The 16,058-nt window shown below is 68.7% G+C and carries 16 protein-coding genes; 2 read left to right on the forward strand and 14 right to left on the reverse strand.

What is annotated here, in order from left to right; genetic code table 11:
* Positions 1–244: 244 nt before the first annotated feature.
* From der to trmJ, 14 genes are all read right to left on the reverse strand, one after another.
* Positions 245–1,651 carry a ribosome biogenesis GTPase Der gene (gene der / locus HIR79_RS04740; protein ID WP_169957455.1) on the reverse strand — a complete coding sequence of 469 codons (1,407 nt, stop codon included), beginning with the start codon at positions 1,649–1,651 and terminating at the stop codon, positions 245–247.
* On the reverse strand, positions 1,648–2,799 hold the full coding sequence (gene bamB / locus HIR79_RS04745; RefSeq protein WP_169957456.1) for an outer membrane protein assembly factor BamB: 1,152 nt from the start codon (positions 2,797–2,799) through the stop codon (positions 1,648–1,650). Before bamB ends, der begins: the two co-directional genes overlap by 4 nt.
* Entirely contained in the window at positions 2,796–3,461 is a 666-nt protein-coding gene (locus tag HIR79_RS04750; RefSeq protein WP_169957457.1) for a YfgM family protein, read from the reverse strand. Before HIR79_RS04750 ends, bamB begins: the two co-directional genes overlap by 4 nt.
* Before the next feature lie 54 nt (positions 3,462–3,515).
* Complete coding sequence (hisS, locus tag HIR79_RS04755) at positions 3,516–4,826, reverse strand: histidine--tRNA ligase (protein ID WP_283241854.1); 1,311 nt, start codon at positions 4,824–4,826, stop codon at positions 3,516–3,518.
* Positions 4,827–4,866: 40 nt separating this feature from the next.
* The gene (ispG, locus tag HIR79_RS04760; RefSeq protein ID WP_169957458.1) at positions 4,867–5,979 is read right to left on the reverse strand and encodes a flavodoxin-dependent (E)-4-hydroxy-3-methylbut-2-enyl-diphosphate synthase; all 1,113 of its coding nucleotides are present in this window, start codon (positions 5,977–5,979) and stop codon (positions 4,867–4,869) included.
* A gap of 8 nt (positions 5,980–5,987) precedes the next feature.
* Entirely contained in the window at positions 5,988–6,953 is a 966-nt protein-coding gene (locus HIR79_RS04765; protein ID WP_169957459.1) for a RodZ domain-containing protein, read from the reverse strand.
* A 30-nt stretch (positions 6,954–6,983) separates the two neighbouring features.
* Entirely contained in the window at positions 6,984–7,736 is a 753-nt protein-coding gene (gene pilW, locus HIR79_RS04770) for a type IV pilus biogenesis/stability protein PilW (RefSeq protein ID WP_169957460.1), read from the reverse strand.
* A gap of 118 nt (positions 7,737–7,854) precedes the next feature.
* Positions 7,855–8,982, reverse strand: coding sequence for a dual-specificity RNA methyltransferase RlmN (gene rlmN, locus HIR79_RS04775; protein WP_169957461.1), 1,128 nt, complete (start codon positions 8,980–8,982; stop codon positions 7,855–7,857).
* A 71-nt stretch (positions 8,983–9,053) separates the two neighbouring features.
* A complete protein-coding gene (ndk, locus tag HIR79_RS04780; RefSeq protein ID WP_169957462.1) occupies positions 9,054–9,479 on the reverse strand; it encodes a nucleoside-diphosphate kinase in 426 nt (141 codons plus the stop codon).
* 198 nt (positions 9,480–9,677) lie between these two features.
* The gene (locus HIR79_RS04785; protein ID WP_169957463.1) at positions 9,678–10,004 is read right to left on the reverse strand and encodes a HesB/IscA family protein; all 327 of its coding nucleotides are present in this window, start codon (positions 10,002–10,004) and stop codon (positions 9,678–9,680) included.
* Between the two features lie 58 nt (positions 10,005–10,062).
* A complete protein-coding gene (locus HIR79_RS04790; RefSeq protein WP_169957464.1) occupies positions 10,063–11,220 on the reverse strand; it encodes an IscS subfamily cysteine desulfurase in 1,158 nt (385 codons plus the stop codon).
* Positions 11,221–11,254: 34 nt separating this feature from the next.
* On the reverse strand, positions 11,255–11,725 hold the full coding sequence (gene iscR, locus HIR79_RS04795) for a Fe-S cluster assembly transcriptional regulator IscR (RefSeq protein WP_169957465.1): 471 nt from the start codon (positions 11,723–11,725) through the stop codon (positions 11,255–11,257).
* A 97-nt stretch (positions 11,726–11,822) separates the two neighbouring features.
* On the reverse strand, positions 11,823–12,692 hold the full coding sequence (gene cysE, locus HIR79_RS04800) for a serine O-acetyltransferase (protein WP_169957466.1): 870 nt from the start codon (positions 12,690–12,692) through the stop codon (positions 11,823–11,825).
* Between the two features lie 117 nt (positions 12,693–12,809).
* On the reverse strand, positions 12,810–13,553 hold the full coding sequence (gene trmJ, locus HIR79_RS04805; RefSeq protein WP_169957467.1) for a tRNA (cytosine(32)/uridine(32)-2'-O)-methyltransferase TrmJ: 744 nt from the start codon (positions 13,551–13,553) through the stop codon (positions 12,810–12,812).
* Positions 13,554–13,758: 205 nt separating this feature from the next.
* Between trmJ and HIR79_RS04810 the strand changes: the two genes are divergently transcribed.
* A complete protein-coding gene (locus tag HIR79_RS04810; RefSeq protein ID WP_169957468.1) occupies positions 13,759–14,553 on the forward strand; it encodes an inositol monophosphatase family protein in 795 nt (264 codons plus the stop codon).
* A 376-nt stretch (positions 14,554–14,929) separates the two neighbouring features.
* Complete coding sequence (locus tag HIR79_RS04815) at positions 14,930–16,051, forward strand: AI-2E family transporter (RefSeq protein ID WP_169957469.1); 1,122 nt, start codon at positions 14,930–14,932, stop codon at positions 16,049–16,051.
* Positions 16,052–16,058 lie beyond the last annotated feature (7 nt).

Here is a 16,058-nt window from a genome sequence, read left to right on the forward strand (position 1 = left end):
GAGGTGCCTCCTGTCGGAATGGGGGTAGCGGGGCCCGCGGCGCACTATGCTGCGCTGCAAAATCGGCGCATTAGATGGCCGGCGGGCCCGGCTGTCAAGCGGATTGTGTCAAGGGGGCGTGCCAGGCGGATTCTGCGGGATTCGGCGAGGCGCGGGAAGTGGCCGAAAAGCGACAGCGCCCGGACGCCCCTCTGTCGTTGCAGGGGCGGGGCGGGCGCTGTCAGGCGGGCTTGGCGCGGTGGATTCAGCGGCGGCGGCTGTTGCGCGCCTCCTTGGTGCGGTCCAGTTCGCGCTTCTTGGCCTTCTCGCGGTCGCTGGCGTCGGCCATGGGGTCGAAGGGGTTCTTTCCGGAGCGGAATTCGAAGCGCATCGGCGTGCCGCGCACCTTCAGCACCTTGCGGAAGGTGTTGGTCAGGTAGCGGCGGTAGGCCTCGGGCAGCGAGTCGGTCTGGTTGCCGTGGACCACGATGATCGGCGGATTGGCGCCGCCCTGGTGGGCCATGCGCAGCTTGATCCGCCGGCCATGCACCATGGGCGGCTGATGGGACTCCACCGCGTCCTGAAGGATAGTGCTCAGGCGGTTGGTGGACCAGTGGGCGTTGGCCGAGGCGAAGGCGCGCTCGATGGAGGGGTAGAGGTCGCCTACGCCGGTGCCGTGCAGCGCCGAGATGTAGTGCAGGTCGGCGTAGTCGGCGAAGCCCAGGCGGCGCTTGATCTCGGCGCGCATCTTCTCCTTGGCCTCGTGCTCCAGGCCGTCCCACTTGTTGACCACCAGCACCAGGGCGCGACCGCTGGTCAGCACGTAGTCGAGCAGGTGCAGGTCCTGCTCCACCAGGCCGCTGCGGCCATCCAGCACCATGATGGCGACATGGCACTCCTTGATCGCATCCAGGGTCTTGATGATCGAGAACTTCTCGGCGATCTCGTGGACGTTCTTGCGCCGCCGGACGCCGGCGGTATCGATCAGCACGTAGGGCTTGCCGCGGCGTTCGAAGGGGATCTCGATGGCGTCGCGGGTGGTGCCCGCCTCGTCATAGACCACCACCCGCTCCTCGCCGAGCAGGCGGTTGACCAGGGTCGACTTGCCCACGTTGGGGCGGCCGATCACGCCGATGCGGATGCCCTTGGTGCCGGTATCCACCGGGATGCTCTCGTCCCGCTCGGGGAAGGGGGAGAGCACCTCGTCGATCAGTGCGGTGACGTTGCGGCCGTGGGCGGCGGCGATGGGGCGCGGCTCGCCGAGCCCCAGCTCCCAGAACTCGGCCACGGCGCTCGGCTCGTCGAGGCCGTCGGTCTTGTTGACGACCAGCCAGGTCTTCTTCTGGTTGACCCGCAGGTGGTTGGCGATGGCCTGGTCGGCCACGTTGAGGCCGGCCCGGGCGTCCACCAGGAACAGCACGATGTCCGCCTCGTCGATGGCGACGAGGGACTGCTCGGCCATGGCGGCGTCGATGCCTTCCTCGTCGCCGCTGATGCCGCCGGTATCGATCACCGTATAGGCCTTGCCGCCGAGCACGCCGTTACCGTACTTGCGGTCCCGGGTCAGCCCCGGGAAGTCGGCCACGAGGGCGTCCCGGGAGCGGGTCAGGCGGTTGAACAGGGTCGACTTGCCCACGTTGGGGCGGCCGACCAGGGCGATCACGGGTGTCATTGGCGAATGTCCAGGGCCTTGAGAGTGCCGTCGTTGGCCAGCACGTGGATGCGGCGGCCCTCGGTGATGGGCCGCACGCTGATGCCGGAGCGGTCGACGCGTTCACGGCCGACGATGTCGCCGCTGCGGGCGTCGATCAGGTGCAGATAGCCCTCGAAGTCGCCGAACACCAGCTTGCCATCGGCGAAGGCCGGGGCGGTGATGCTGCGGCCTTCCAGGGCGGTATTGCGCCAGATCTCGCTGCCGTCGTTGGCGTCCAGGGCGTGGATATGGCCCGCCTCGTTGACGGCGAAGAGGAAGTCGCCGACCAGGATCGGGGTGTGGTAGCTGGAGTAGTCGATGGCCCACAGCGGCTCGCCGCGGGTGGCCTCCAGGGCGACCAGGCGGCCGTTGAAGCTGGAGACGAACAGGCGGCCGTCCGGGGTCAGCACCGGCTGGCCGGCCAGGTCCACCAGGCGGTCGATGTCGCTGCGGCCCTGGGCCACGGCGATGCGACGCTCCCACAGCGGCTGGCCGCTGCGGTTGTCCAGGGTCACCAGGCGGCCGTTGGCGAAGCCGGCGAAGGTCACCGGGTCGATCACCGTGGGGGTGCCGGTGCCGCGCAGGGTCAGCGACGGGCGGCTGGCGCTGTAGCTCCAGCGCTCCTCGCCGCTGGCGCGATCCAGGGCGGTGACGCTGCCGTCGACGCTCTGCACCACCAGCAGCTGCTGGTTGGGCTGCGGGGCGGCCAGGATCTCGCTGGGCACCCGGGCGCGCCAGCGCACGCTGCCGTCGCGCTGGCTCAGGGCCAGCACCTCGCCGTTGCGGGTGCCGAGGTAGATATCGCCGGCCACGGCGGTCAGGGCGCTGGAGACCGGGACCTCGAGCTCCACCTGCCAGCGGCGGTCGCCGTCGTCGGCATCGAAGGCGGCCAAGCGGCCGCGCTCATCGGCGGCGAACAGGGCGTCGCCATCCCGGGAGGGGGCGATCGGGTAGGTGGCGCGACCCAGCCCGCGGCCGACCCGCTCGCTCCAGGCGCTGGCCAGCTCGGCGCGCTCCTCGAAGCTTGCCAGCTCCTTGGGGGGATACTGCGGCTCCACCTGGTTGCGAGCGCAGCCGGTGAGCACGAGCAGGCCGGCCACGGCGGCGATCAGGAAGGTCGGTTTCATGAGTCCACCCCCTGGTGGTCAAGGCCAAGGTTGTCGAGCTTGAGCTGCACGCCGTAGAGCGGCTGGTCGCGCGCCTCGGCCAGGTCCAGCGCCTCGCGCCAGGCTTCGCCGGCGTCGCCGTCACGGCCCAGGGCGTGGTAGGCGTCGCCGCGTACCTCGGCGCGCTGGGCGGACAGCGCCTCGGGCACCCCGGCCTCCAGGGTGGCCAGCGCCGCCTCGGCGTCGCCGTCGGCGACCTGCAGGCGGGCCAGGCGCAGGCGAGCCAGCCCCTTGACGTAGTCGCGGCCGCTGGCATCGATCACCGCCTCCAGGGCGGCGCGGGCTTCGGCCGGGTTCTCCTGGGCCACCGCCAGGCGGGCATCGATCAGCCGGGCCAGGTCGGCGTAGAGGGTCTTGCCGTGGTTGTCGGTGATCTCGACGACCAGCTCGCGGGCCTCGGCGATGCTGGCGTCGTCGAGCTGGGTGCCGGCGGTCAGGTTGATCAGGTGCTGGTAGCGGGCCGAGGCGGCGCTGGCCTGATTCTCCTGGTAGTTCTGCCAGGCGTTCCAGCCCAGGACGCCGGCGGCGGCGATGGCCACCCCGGCAATCAGCGAGATGCCGTTCTCCTTCCACCAGCGCTTCAGCGCCTCGACCTGTTCTTCTTCGGTTCTCAGCTCCGCCACGGGCGGTCTCCTTCTGTTCGGGTGGGCGCCGGCGCAGGGCCGGCGCCGGAATGATCAGGTGTCCCGGGAGGTCAGCAGGCCGCTCAGCACCTCGGCCAGCGCCTCCTGGCGCAGGCTCTGCTGCTCGCGCTCCTCGCGCAGGAACTTCAGGGTGACGGTGCCCTGGGCCAGCTCGTCCTCGCCCAGCAGCAGCGCCAGGCGGGCGCCGCTCCTGTCGGCCTTCTTGATGCGGCTCTTGAAGCTGCCGCCGCCGCAGTGCAGCTGGGCGCGCAGGCCGGGCAGCTCGCCGCGCAGCCGTTCGCCCAGCAGCAGGGCGGCGGCGGTGGCGCTGTCATCCATGGGCAGCAGGTAGAGGTCGAGTTCGCCGAGGGCGGACTCGGGCACCAGCGCCAGGGTCTCGAGCAGCAGCACCAGGCGCTCGATGCCCATGGCGAAGCCCACCGCCGGCGTCGGCTTGCCGCCGAGCTGCTCCACCAGGCCGTCGTAGCGGCCGCCGGCACACACGGTGCCCTGGCTGCCGAGCGCGGTGGTGGTCCACTCGAACACGGTGCGACCGTAGTAGTCCAGGCCGCGCACCAGCCGCGGGTTGATCACGTAGGCGATGCCCGCGGCGTCGAGCATGGCGCAGAGCGCCTCGAAGTGGGCGCGGGAGTCGTCGTCCAGGTGGTCGATCAGCTTCGGCGCGTCGGCCAGCATCTCGGCCATCTCGGGATTCTTGGAATCCAGGATGCGCAGCGGGTTGCTGCCCAAGCGGCGCCGGGAGTCCTCGTCGAGCTGCTCATGGTGCCGTTCGAAGTAGGCCACCAGGGTGTCGCGGTAGGCGGCACGCGCCTCGGAGGAGCCCAGGGAGTTGAGCTCCAGGGTGACGTGCTCCGCAAGGCCCAGTTCGCGCCACAGGCGCGCCGAGAGCAGGATCACCTCGGCATCGATGTCCGGCCCCTCCAGGCCGAAGGCCTCCACGCCCACCTGGTGGAACTGGCGGTAGCGGCCCTTCTGGGGGCGCTCGTGGCGGAACATCGGGCCCTGGTACCAGAGCCGCTGGGTCTGGTTGTGCAGCAGGCCGTGCTCCATGGCAGCACGCACACAGCTCGCCGTGCCCTCGGGACGCAGGGTCAGGCTGTCGCCGTTGCGGTCGTCGAAGGTGTACATCTCCTTCTCGACGATGTCGGTGACCTCGCCGATGGAGCGCTTGAACAGGGCGGTCTGCTCGACGATGGGGGTGCGGATCTCGGCGTAGCCGTAGCGGGCCAGCAGTGCCTGCACCTTGCCCTCGAAGTACTGCCACAGGGGGGACTGCTCGGGCAGCAGGTCGTTCATGCCGCGGATGGCCTGGATCTTCTTCTTGCTACTGTCAGACTTGCTCAACGCTTGCTCCTTGATGGGTCGCCGCTGCGATCTCTGCGATTCAGCCGCGGGCGATCATGTCCTTCTCGGCCTGCTCCTTCTCGCGCACCTTGTCGCGGATCAGCCGCTCGAGGTCGTCGACCAGGTGGTCGTTGCGCAGCTTGGAGGCCGGCTTGCCGTCGATGTAGACGAGGTTGGCCGGCGACCCGCCGGTGAGGCCGATGTCGCTTTCCTTGGCCTCGCCCGGGCCGTTGACCACGCAGCCGATCACCGAGACGTCCAGCGGCGTCCTGACGTCCTCGAGGCGCTCCTCCAGGGCGTTCATGGTGCCGATGACGTCGAAGTTCTGGCGCGAGCAGCTGGGGCAGGCGATGAAATTGATGCCCTTGGCGCGCAGGCGCAGGCTCTTGAGCATGTCGAAGCCGACCTTGATCTCCTCCACCGGGTCGGCGGCCAGCGACACCCGGATGGTGTCGCCGATGCCGTCCATCAGCAAAAGGCCGAGGCCAATGGAGGACTTGACGGTGCCCGAGCGCAGCCCGCCCGCCTCGGTGATGCCTAGGTGCAGCGGCTGCTCGATCAGGCCGGCCAGCTTGCGGTAGGCGGCCACCGCCATGAACACATCGGAGGCCTTGACGCTGACCTTGTACTCCTGAAAGTCGAGGCGGTCGAGGTGGTCGATATGGCGCATGGCGGACTCGACCAGCGCATCCGGGGTGGGCTCGCCGTACTTCTTCTGCAGATCCTTCTCGAGCGAACCGGCGTTGACGCCGATGCGGATCGGGATGCCGTTGTCCCGGGCGGCGCTGACCACGGCGCGCACGCGCTCTTCCTTGCCGATATTGCCGGGGTTGATGCGCAGGCAGTCGACGCCGAGCTCGGCCACGCGCAGGGCGATCTTGTAGTCGAAGTGGATGTCGGCCACGAGGGGCACCGCCACCTCACGCTTGATCTTGCCGAAGGCCTCGGCGGCATCCATGTCGGGCACCGAGACGCGCACGATGTCGGCGCCTGCCTCCTCGAGGCGGCGGATCTGCGCCACGGTGGCGGCCACGTCCAGGGTGTTGGTGTTGGTCATGCTCTGCACGGAGATGGGGGCATCACCCCCGACCGGCACATTACCGACGTGGATCTGGCGTGACTTGCGACGAACGATGGGGGATGGGGCGTGCATGGTGACGGTCAATCTCCCAGGGTGAAACGGGCGACGTTGTTGGCGCCGGCGCGGGCCGTGAGGTCCACGGCTTCGCCTGCCCAGATCAGCTCGACGCCGGTGGCGTTGCCCACGGTCAGGCGGAAGGGCGGTTCGCCTTCGACGCTCGCCATGGTGCCGGGTTCCTGCAGGCCGACGAAGATGCGCTGGTTGTTGGCATCGAAGATCTCGGTCCAGGACTGCTCGTTGAAGGTCAGCTCCAGCTGGCGCGGGTCGGCGGCGCTGGCTTCCTCCTCCACGGGGGCCTCATCGATGGCGGCCTCGTCGACCATCTCGGGCTCGGCATCGGCCAGCGCCAGGGCGCTGTCGGCGTCGACCTCGGCGGGGGCATCGGCCAGGGCGTCGGGGTCTTCCACCAGGCCCAGGCCCTCACCCTCCTCGGGCAGCGGCGGCAGGCTCTCGGTGGCCGGGGCCTCGGTCACCGCGGGGGGCTCGGGCTCGGCGATGGTGGTGGTGGTGCCGTCCAGGCCGTCCACGGCCACCGGGCTGCTGTCGCCGATGCCGGGGGGCTCGTTGCCGCCGCGGCTTTGCCACCACATCAGGGTCAGGCCGAGCAGGCCGGCGATCACCAGCAGGGTGACCAGCCGGAACAGCCAGGCACCGATGCGGGAGGGAGGGCGCGTCACCTGAACCGGGGCGATGCGGCGCTCGGCCTCCTCGCTACCGAAGCGGGCGCGATAGGCCGAGAGCACCGGCGTCTCGTCGATACCCAGCAGATGGGCGTAGGCACGCAGATAGCCCCGCCGATAGGTGGGGATCGGCACCTCCTCGTAGCTGTCCTCTTCCAGCCCGCGAATCACCGCCGGGCGCAGGTTGAGCGCACCGGCCACCTCGGTGACCGTGAGGCCCTGGGACTCACGCTCCTGCCTGAGCTGTTCGCCCGGCGAGGCCGAGAGGGCGGTATCCGCGGAGTCCGGTGTCTGGGTGTCGCTCATGGCTGAGCATCCTTCGTCTAGAGTCTTGGGTCAGGGCGTGCCGGAGCGGCCGTCCAGTTGTTCGGAATAGAAGGCCGCCGAGGCCCGGTCGCCGCGGGCCTCGGCGATCTGACGCGCCAGGCGCAGCGCCTCGGGGTTCGGGCCTGCCAGGCGAATCAGGGTGTCGATCTGCTGCTGGGCGAGCTCGTGGTTGCCGGCGGCATACTCGAGCTCGGCCCGGGTGAAATAGCTGCGCGGATTGCGCGGGTCGATGCTCTGGGCGCGCTCGAGGCTCTGTCGGGCCGCCTCGAGGTCGCCCAGCTCGCGCTGGCACTGCCCCAGGTTGGCGAAGAGCTGAGCCCGGGCCGGGTACTGGGCGTCGTTCGAGGCCAGCTCGAGCTGTTCGCAGGCCTCGCGGATGCGGCCCTGGTCATAGAGGAAGGCCGCATAGTTGTTGCGCCCCCGGGTGAAGTCGCGATTCGCCGAGAGCGCACGACGGAAGGTCTCATCGGCCAGCTGACGCTCGCCCTGGCGCTGGTAGACCATGGCCATGGCCTGCAGCGCCTCCGGGTCGTTGGGGGCGATGGCCAGGGCGCGGTCGAGGGCGCCCATGGCGCGCTGCAGGTTGTCGCGCTCCAGATAGGCCACGCCCAGCTGGGTGTGGGCATCGGCGGGACTGGTATCACGCTCGCTGCCGGCCAGCCCCTGGGTCTGGGTGGCACAGCCGGCAAGCCACAGGGTGCCCAGCAGCAGGGCCAGGGTGGGTAGCCGTGAGGTTCCTGGCAGGCGAGTGCGGCGCGTCATGGTGTTCTCCCCAGGGTCGACACGAGGCCTCCGGCGGCTGGCCGCGGGCAGGCGGGGGCGATCAAAAGCCTGACCATCAAAGCGTTGTGACCAGTTGAAGTCAAGGCGGCCTGCCCGCTCAGTCGGCGTCGATCTGGATCGACTGGATATAGCGCTCGTGGCGCTTGGTACGATCCTTGACCCGTCCCACCAGCTGGCCGCAGGCGGCGTCGATGTCGTCGCCGCGGGTAGTGCGGATCGGTGCGGTGTAGCCCAGTTCGTAGAGCCACTGCTGGAAGCGCACGACCTGGTTGCGCGAGGGCTTCTCGTAGCCGGAGTGGGGGAAGGGGTTGAAGGGGATCAGGTTGATCTTGCAGGGCAGCTCGCGCAGCAGTTCGGCAAGCTCCTGGGCATGCTGCTGCTGGTCGTTGACGTCCTTGATCACCGTGTATTCGACGGTGACCATGCGGGTGTCGTCGCACTTGGCCAGGTAGCGGTGGCAGGCGTCCAGCAGGGCACGAATGTTGTACTTGCGGTTGAGCGGTACCAGCTCGCTGCGCAGCTCGTCGTTGGCGGCGTGCAGCGAGATGGCCAGGCTCACGTCGAGCTCGTCGCCTAGCCTGTCGAGCATCGGCACCACCCCGGAGGTGGAGAGGGTGACGCGGCGCTTGGAGAGGCCGTAGCCGTTGTCGTCGAGCATCAGCTTCATGGCCGGCACGACGTTATCGTAATTCAGCAGCGGTTCGCCCATGCCCATCATCACCACGTTGGTGACCGGGCGGTTGGCGGTGTCCTTGCGCGGGCCCACGCTGCGCTGGGCGACCCACACCTGGCCGATGATCTCGGCGGCGGTGAGGTTGCGCTGGAAGCCCTGCTTGCCGGTGGAGCAGAAGCTGCAGTCCAGCGAGCAGCCCACCTGGGAGGAGACGCACAGGGTGCGGCGCTTGCCGTTGTCGGCGGGAATCAGCACCGTCTCGACGTAGCTGCCATCCTCGACCTCCAGCACCCACTTGCGGGTGCCGTCGCTGGAGGTGCCCTCGTAGACCACGCCGGGGCCGCGGATCTCGGCGACGTCGGCGAGCTTGGCGCGCAGCGCCTTGGAGAGGTTGGTCATGGCCGCGAAGTCGTCACAGCCCTCGTGGTGAATCCACTTCATCACCTGGGCGGCACGGAACTTCTTCTCACCGATGGAGAGGAAGAAGGCTTCCATCTCCTCGCGAGACATGCCGAGCAGGTTGGTCTTCTGGGGTGCGGTATCAGCGGTCATGGCGATCAGCGGGTCTGGGGAGTAGAGAACAGCAGGGGAGGCGGGGGGCTGGCCCCCGCCCGGGGCCTCGATCAACGCGGGCAGATTTCGCTGCTCTCGAAGAAATAGGCGATCTCGCGCTCGGCGGACTCGGGGGAGTCGGAGCCGTGCACGGCGTTGGCGTCGATGGTCTCGGCGAAGTCGGCGCGGATGGTGCCCGGCGCGGCTTCCTTGGGGTTGGTGGCGCCCATCAGCTCACGGTTCTTGGCGATGGCGTCCTCGCCCTCGAGCACCTGGACCACCACCGGGCCGGAGGTCATGAAGCCGACCAGATCCTTGAAGAAGGGGCGCTCCTTGTGCTCGGCGTAGAAGCCGCCGGCCTTGTCGTCGTCCAGGTGCAGCATCTTGGCGGCGACGACCTGGAGGCCGGCCTTCTCGAAGCGAGCGATGATCTCGCCGATGGCGTTCTTGGCAACGGCGTCGGGCTTGATGATGGACAGGGTGCGCTGGGTAGCCATGGGCATGTCTCCAGTAGGGGATGGGGGGTGGAGGAATAGCGCCGCGCCGCCCCTGGGCTCCCGGATCGGAGCGTGGGCGGCGCGGTGAATCTGATGAAGCTCGGCGGCTGACGCCGATTGGGCGCGGATTATACCGCCCCGGGGCGGCGTTGAACAATCGTCGCTGATTGCGGGGCGCCGACCCGGCGCTCTTGTGCTTTAGACCGTGAAGCTCTCGCCGCAGCCGCACTGGTCCTTGACGTTGGGGTTGTTGAAGCGGAAGAAGCGGTTGAGCCCCTCGTTGACGTAGTCCACCTCGCTGCCGTCGAGCATCTCCAGCGCCTCCGGGGCGACGAAGACCCGGACGCCGTGCTCCTCGAAGCAGGTATCGTCGCCCTCGGCCTCGTCGGCGAAGTCGAGCACGTAGCTGTAGCCGGAGCAGCCGCTGGGCTTGACCGAGACGCGCAGGCCGAGGCCCTCGCCGCGCTCGGCGAGCACCCGGCGGATCTGGTCGGCGGCGGCGGGGGTGATGGTCAAATGCGCCATGGGTCTCTCCTGGGTTCGGTGGAATGGCCGTGAGTCGTTGGATGGGCCTGGGGCGGTGCTAGATCGCCTGGCGACGCAGCCCGGTCAGGGCGTGGCGCAGCGCGGAAAGCGCCGTGTCGATGTCGGCCTCGGTAGTGAAGCGCCCGAAGCTGAAGCGCAGCGAGGATAGCGCCAGCGCTCGCGGCAGGCCGATGGCCTTCAGTACATAGGACGGCTCCACGCTCGCCGAGTTGCAGGCGGAGCCGGTGGAGAGGGCCACGTCGCGCAGCGCCATCAGCAGCGACTCGCCGTCGACGCCCTCGAAGGCCAGGTTGAGGATGTTGGGCACCGCCACCTCCACCGCGGTATTGCGGTGGATGCCGTGGAGATCCGCCAGGCCCGCTAGCAGGCGGTCGCGCAGGGCGGTGATGCGCGCCTGGTCGTCCTCGCCCTCGGCGCCGGCCAGGGCGAAAGCCTCGCCCATGCCGACGATCTGATGGGTGGCCAGGGTGCCGGAGCGCATGCCTCGCTCGTGGCCGCCGCCGTGGATCAGCGCCTCCAGGCGGATGTCCGGGTCGCGCCTGACGAAGAGGGCGCCGATGCCCTTGGGGCCATAGGCCTTGTGGCCGGAGAGCGACATCAGGTCGATGCCGAGCCGCTCGACGTTGAGGTCCAGGCGCCCCACCGCCTGGGCGGCATCCACGTGGAAGAGCGCGCCGCCGGCGTGGGCCACCTCGGCAAGCGCCGCCAGGTCGTGGATCACGCCCAGCTCGTTGTTCACCGCCATCAGCGACACCAGCACGGTGTCCTCACGCATCGCCTCGCGCAGCTGCTCGGGCGTGACGCGGCCGTCGCGCCCCGGGGTGAGCCAGGTCACCTCGAAGCCCTCGCTCTCGAGGGCGTGGGCGGTATCCACCACCGCCTTGTGCTCGATGATGGAAGTCACCAGGTGGCGGCCGCGGTGGCGGTTGGCCCGCAGGTAGCCGATCAGCGCCAGGTTGTCGGCCTCGGTAGCGCCGCTGGTCCAGACGATCTCGCGGGGGTCGGCGCCGATCAGGTCGGCCACCTGGCGGCGGGCGTTCTCCACCGCCTGCTCCGCCTGCCAGCCCAGCATATGGCTGCGCGAGGCGGGATTGGCGAAGATGCCATCGAGGGTCAGGTGGCGGCTCATCAGCTCGGCGACGCGAGGGTCGACGGGCGTGGTGGCGGCGTAGTCGAGATAGACGGGTGTGGTCATGGACTCGGGTGTCGTGTCGCTCGGTGGGGCGCCATCAGGGCGCCGAGGCGAAAACGTCGCTGCCGTCCAGGCGGTCGCGCTGGCGGTCGGCGATCTGCTGGACCTCCTGGCGGGCCGCGAGCTGCCCCAGGGTGATGCCTTCCAGGAAGCCGTGAATCTGCTCGGAGAGCTCGCACCACAAGTGGTGGGTCAGGCAGGTGTCGCCCTGCTGGCAGTCGGAGAGCCCGCCGCAGCGGGTGGCATCCACCGATTCGTCCACCGCGTCGATCACCCGGGCCACCGAGATGGTTTCCGGCGCCCTGGCCAGAAGGTAGCCGCCGCCGGGGCCGCGCACGCTGGCCACCAACTCGGCCCGGCGCAGCCGTGCGAACAGCTGCTCCAGGTAGGAGAGCGAGATCTCCTGGCGCTTCGAGATGTCGGCCAGACTGATCGGCCCCGCCTGGGCGTGCATGGCCAGGTCGAGCATGGCGGTAACGGCGTAGCGTCCCTTGGTGGTCAGGCGCATGGCGACCTCGGCGCCGAACGGGTCGGCGGTCGGTGAACGGGCGCTCCGCTGCGGAGCGCGGTCAGACAAGCATTATGGTAAAGACCGAGTGCTATGGTCAACCATTGGTGCCGCGGCCGTCGTCGCCCTTGGTGGTCGCCGGTTCTTCCCTGGCGGCCGGCGCCTTCTCGGGCATGGCGCAGGCGTCGGCATCGTCGAGGATGTCGGCGAAGTCCTCGTCGCGCAGCTCCGGCAGGCGGCCATCGCGGTAGCTGGCATCCACCTTGCGCAGGGTCTGGCACATGCGCTCGATGCGCTCGTCCACCGCGTGCATGTGGTCGAGCATCGCCTGGATCGAGCGCGCCACCGGGTCGGGCATGTCCTCGCTGATGCCGTAGGCGTCGAAGCCGAACTTGCGGCGCATCGCCTCGCGGCGTTCGGGGTCCACCTCCAGCACCTCGGCGGCGTCAGGCTCGGTGCGCTTGACGATCTTGCCGGGGATGCCCACCACGGTGGCGCCGGCGGGCACCTCCTTGGTGACCACGGCGTTGGAGCCGATCTTGGCGCCGGCGCCCACGGTGAAGGGACCGAGAATCTTGGCCCCGGCCCCGACGATCACACCATCCGCGAGGGTCGGGTGGCGCTTGCCCTTGTTCCAACTGGTGCCGCCAAGGGTCACCCCCTGATAGAGGGTGACGTCGTCACCCACCTCGGCGGTCTCGCCGATCACCACGCCCATGCCGTGATCGATGAAGAAGCGCCGGCCGATCCTGGCGCCCGGATGGATCTCGATGCCGGTGAGCCAGCGCGAGAAGGTGGAGAGCGAACGCGCCAGCCACTTGAGGTTCTTCCGCCACAGCCAGTGGCTCAGGCGGTGGATCAGCAGGGCGTGCAGTCCCGGGTAGTTGGTCAGCACTTCCAGGAAGTTGCGCGCCGCCGGGTCGCGGTCGAAAACGCTGTTGATGTCCTCACGCAGACGTTGAAACATGCAGCGGTCCTTGGGGTGGGGGGGGCAGGGCGGCATCCGCCGCGGGCAATGGTCTCAGTGTGGGGGCGCGGTGGGCCCCCTTCAAGGCACGGCCTCGGGCGTCCTCCCGGAATCGCCTCAGGTATCGTCCCGGGGCGGTGCCAGCTTCTCGGTATCGGAGAGGATGCCGCGCAGGATGTTGAGCTCCATGCGCTCGGGGCGTGCCCGCAGGGTGAAGCGGCGTAGTCGGGCCATCAGCTGGCGCGGCATGGCCGGGTCATGGAAGCCGATGGCGACCAGGGTGCGCTCGAGGTGGGCGAAGTAGTGCTCCAGCTCCTCGTGGGTGGCCAGCGCCTGGCCGGGCTCCTCGGCGGGAGCCTCTTCGCCTGCCAGCCAGGCCAGGCGGCACTCGTAGGCGAGGACCTGCACGGCGGCGGCCAGGTTCAGCGAGCTGAAGTCGGGGTTGGTGGGAATGTGCACGTGGGCGTGACAGCGCTGCAGCTCGGCGTTGGTCAGGCCGCTGTCCTCGCGGCCGAAGACCAGGGCGACCCGGGCGCCGTCGCCGGCCAGCTCCGCCGGCAGTCGGCCGCCCAGCTCGCGGGGGGTGATCATCGGCCAGGGCAGGGTGCGCGAACGGGCGCTCGCCCCCACCACCAGGGTGCAGTCGGCGACCGCCTGCTCCAGGGTCTCGACCACCCGGGCGCCATTGACCAGGTGATCGGCGCCGGAGGCCCGCGATACGCTGTCGGCGGTGACCGGCTCGCAGCGCGGCGCCACCAGGGCCAGGTCGGCCAGCCCCATGTTGTGCATGGCGCGGGCGACGCCGCCGATGTTGCCGGGGTGGCTGGTGCCGATCAGGACGATACGGATACGGTCGAGCATGGGGGTTCCCTGGGGCGAAATGAATCGGGCCGATGAATCTGGGCGATAGAGTCTAGCATGTTGCAGCGCCTCTGCCGCCGGATCGGTCGCGCGCCGGCGTGGCGCAATCGGGCCGCGTCTGCTAGGATTCGCGCCGACCGTTCCAGCCGAACGCTTTCACGAACCTCCCCGTTCTTTAACACCACCGACTCCCCAAGGCCCGATCATGCATCCGATGGTCCAATATGCGCTGCGCGCCGCGCGCAGCGCCGGCGAACAGTTCCTGCGCATTCGCGAGCGTATCGAGAATGCCCACGAAGAGAGCAACCTCGACCGCCTGCTCGAGGACGCCGCCCGCAACGCCGAGTCGCTGATCGTGAATCAGCTCTCCCGCGGCTACCCCCAGCACGGCGTCGTCGGCCGCTTCACGCCCCACCGCGCCGGTGAGGGTGAGGGCAGCGACACCCTGTGGAAGATCGAACCCTTCCACGGCTACTCCAACCTCGGCGTGGCCGCCTCCGGCTTCGCGCTGTCGGTGGTCTGCATGGTCAAGGGCCGCCCGGAGCATGCGGTGGTGATCTGTCCCTTCAGCGATGACGAGTACCTGGTCAGCCGCGGCCGCGGTGCCCAGCATAACGGCAAGCGCATTCGCGTGCCCAAGACCCACGCCGTGGGCGGTGCCCGCATCGCCATGGGTCTGCCCGAGACCTGGCTGCGCCCCCGCAACCTGCCCGCCTACCTGACCCTGGTCCAGCAGCTGGGCCCGGTCATCGAGGTGCAGCGCGCCTCGGGCAGCGGCCTGCTGGACCTGGCCGAGCTGGCCGCCGGCCGCGCCGATGCCGCCTTCGTGCTGGGCCTGGAGGAGCAGGACATGCACGTGGGCAGCCTGCTGCTCAAGGAGACCGGTGCCCTGATGGGGACCCCGGACGGCCAGCCCAGGGTCGAGGTGGAAGGCCAGCTGATGGCCGCCGGCCCGCGCCTCTACAAGGCCCTGGTCCAGCAGCTCAAGCCGCACTTCTAGGTCTCGGTCGAAAGAATACAGGTACGGCCCCCCCACTCCCCCCTCAGGGAGCTCTGAACGGCACCCCGAAGGTTGGACACCAAATCCAACCTTCGGGGTTTTTTATTGCGCGAGTCTCCGTGGAGTCGACATGCTAGAGTTGTTAATCTTGTTGAATAATAAGTGCTTTGATGTGTGTGGTGTGAAGTCCGGTGGTCACTCTCTGCAAGTTGCAAGGGCAAGTTGGCTCTACTTTTGATACTTGGTGGCAGACTTGTACGGCGCTGTTTGGGCCTGTTCATAGGCCATGGAGTGGGCTCGCTCGTTCTTTAAACGCCAGTAGGCCGCTAGGGGCTGTCTGCCATGACCGCGTTAAAGGTATGCCTTGGGGTACGACATGACGCTGCGTTCCGTCTTCAAGAATTGGATCGACCACTACTTCTCCGACGAGGAGGCGGTGATCCTGCTGGTAGTGCTGGTGCTCGGTTTCGCCGTGGTGATCCTCTTCGGCCGCATGCTGGCGCCCTTCCTCACCGCCCTGGTGATCGCCTTCCTGCTGCAGGGGGCGGTGGGCTGGCTGGAGCGACGCCACGTGCCCCATCTGCTGGCGGTGAGCCTGGTGTTCCTGGGCTTCATCGGTCTGCTGCTGGCGCTGGCCTTCATCCTGATGCCGCTGATCTGGAACCAACTGGTGGGGCTGGTGCAGGAGACGCCGCGCATGTTTGCCAGCGGCCAGCAGCTGCTCGACGATCTGCAGGAGCGCTACCCGCAACTGGTGACCCCCGACCAGATCCAGAACTGGATCGCCGTGGCCGGCCGCGAGCTGACCCAGTTCGGCCAGCGCGCCCTGACCCTGTCGCTGGCGTCGCTGGGCAACGTACTGTCGCTGATCATCTACCTGGTGCTGGTGCCGATCCTGGTCTTCTTCCTGCTCAAGGACCGCGAGACGCTGGTGGGCTTCTCCCTTTCGTTGCTGCCCCAGAAGCGGGCCCTGATGACCCGCATCTGGCACGAGATGGACGCCCAGATCGCCAACTACGTGCGCGGCAAGTTCATCGAGATCATCATCGTCGGCACCGTCTCGTTTCTCACCTTCGCCTACTTCGGGCTGCCCTATTCGGCGCTGCTGGCGGTGCTGGTGGGCTTCTCGGTGCTGGTGCCCTACATCGGCGCGGCGGTGGCCACCCTGCCGGTGGCAGCGGTGGCCGGCTTCCACTTCGGCATGACCAGCGAGTTCGCCTACGTGCTGATCGCCTACGGCATCATCCAGGCGCTGGACGGCAATGTGCTGGCCCCGATTCTCTTCTCGGAAACCAACAATATCCACCCGGTCTCGATCATCGTGGCGGTGCTCTTCTTCGGTGGGGTCTGGGGCTTCTGGGGGGTGTTCTTTGCCATTCCCCTTGCGACCCTGCTCAAGGCGCTGGTCTATGCCTGGCCGAGGGGGATCCAGCAGCACAGCCGAGCCGCGAAAGCTGACGCGCTGGCAAAAGCCAACTCACTCAACTCAATTCTCTAAGGCTGAG

Origin of the sequence: Halomonas sp. PGE1, from assembly GCF_013000985.1 — a bacterium.
Classification (GTDB): domain Bacteria; phylum Pseudomonadota; class Gammaproteobacteria; order Pseudomonadales; family Halomonadaceae; genus Halomonas; species Halomonas alkalicola.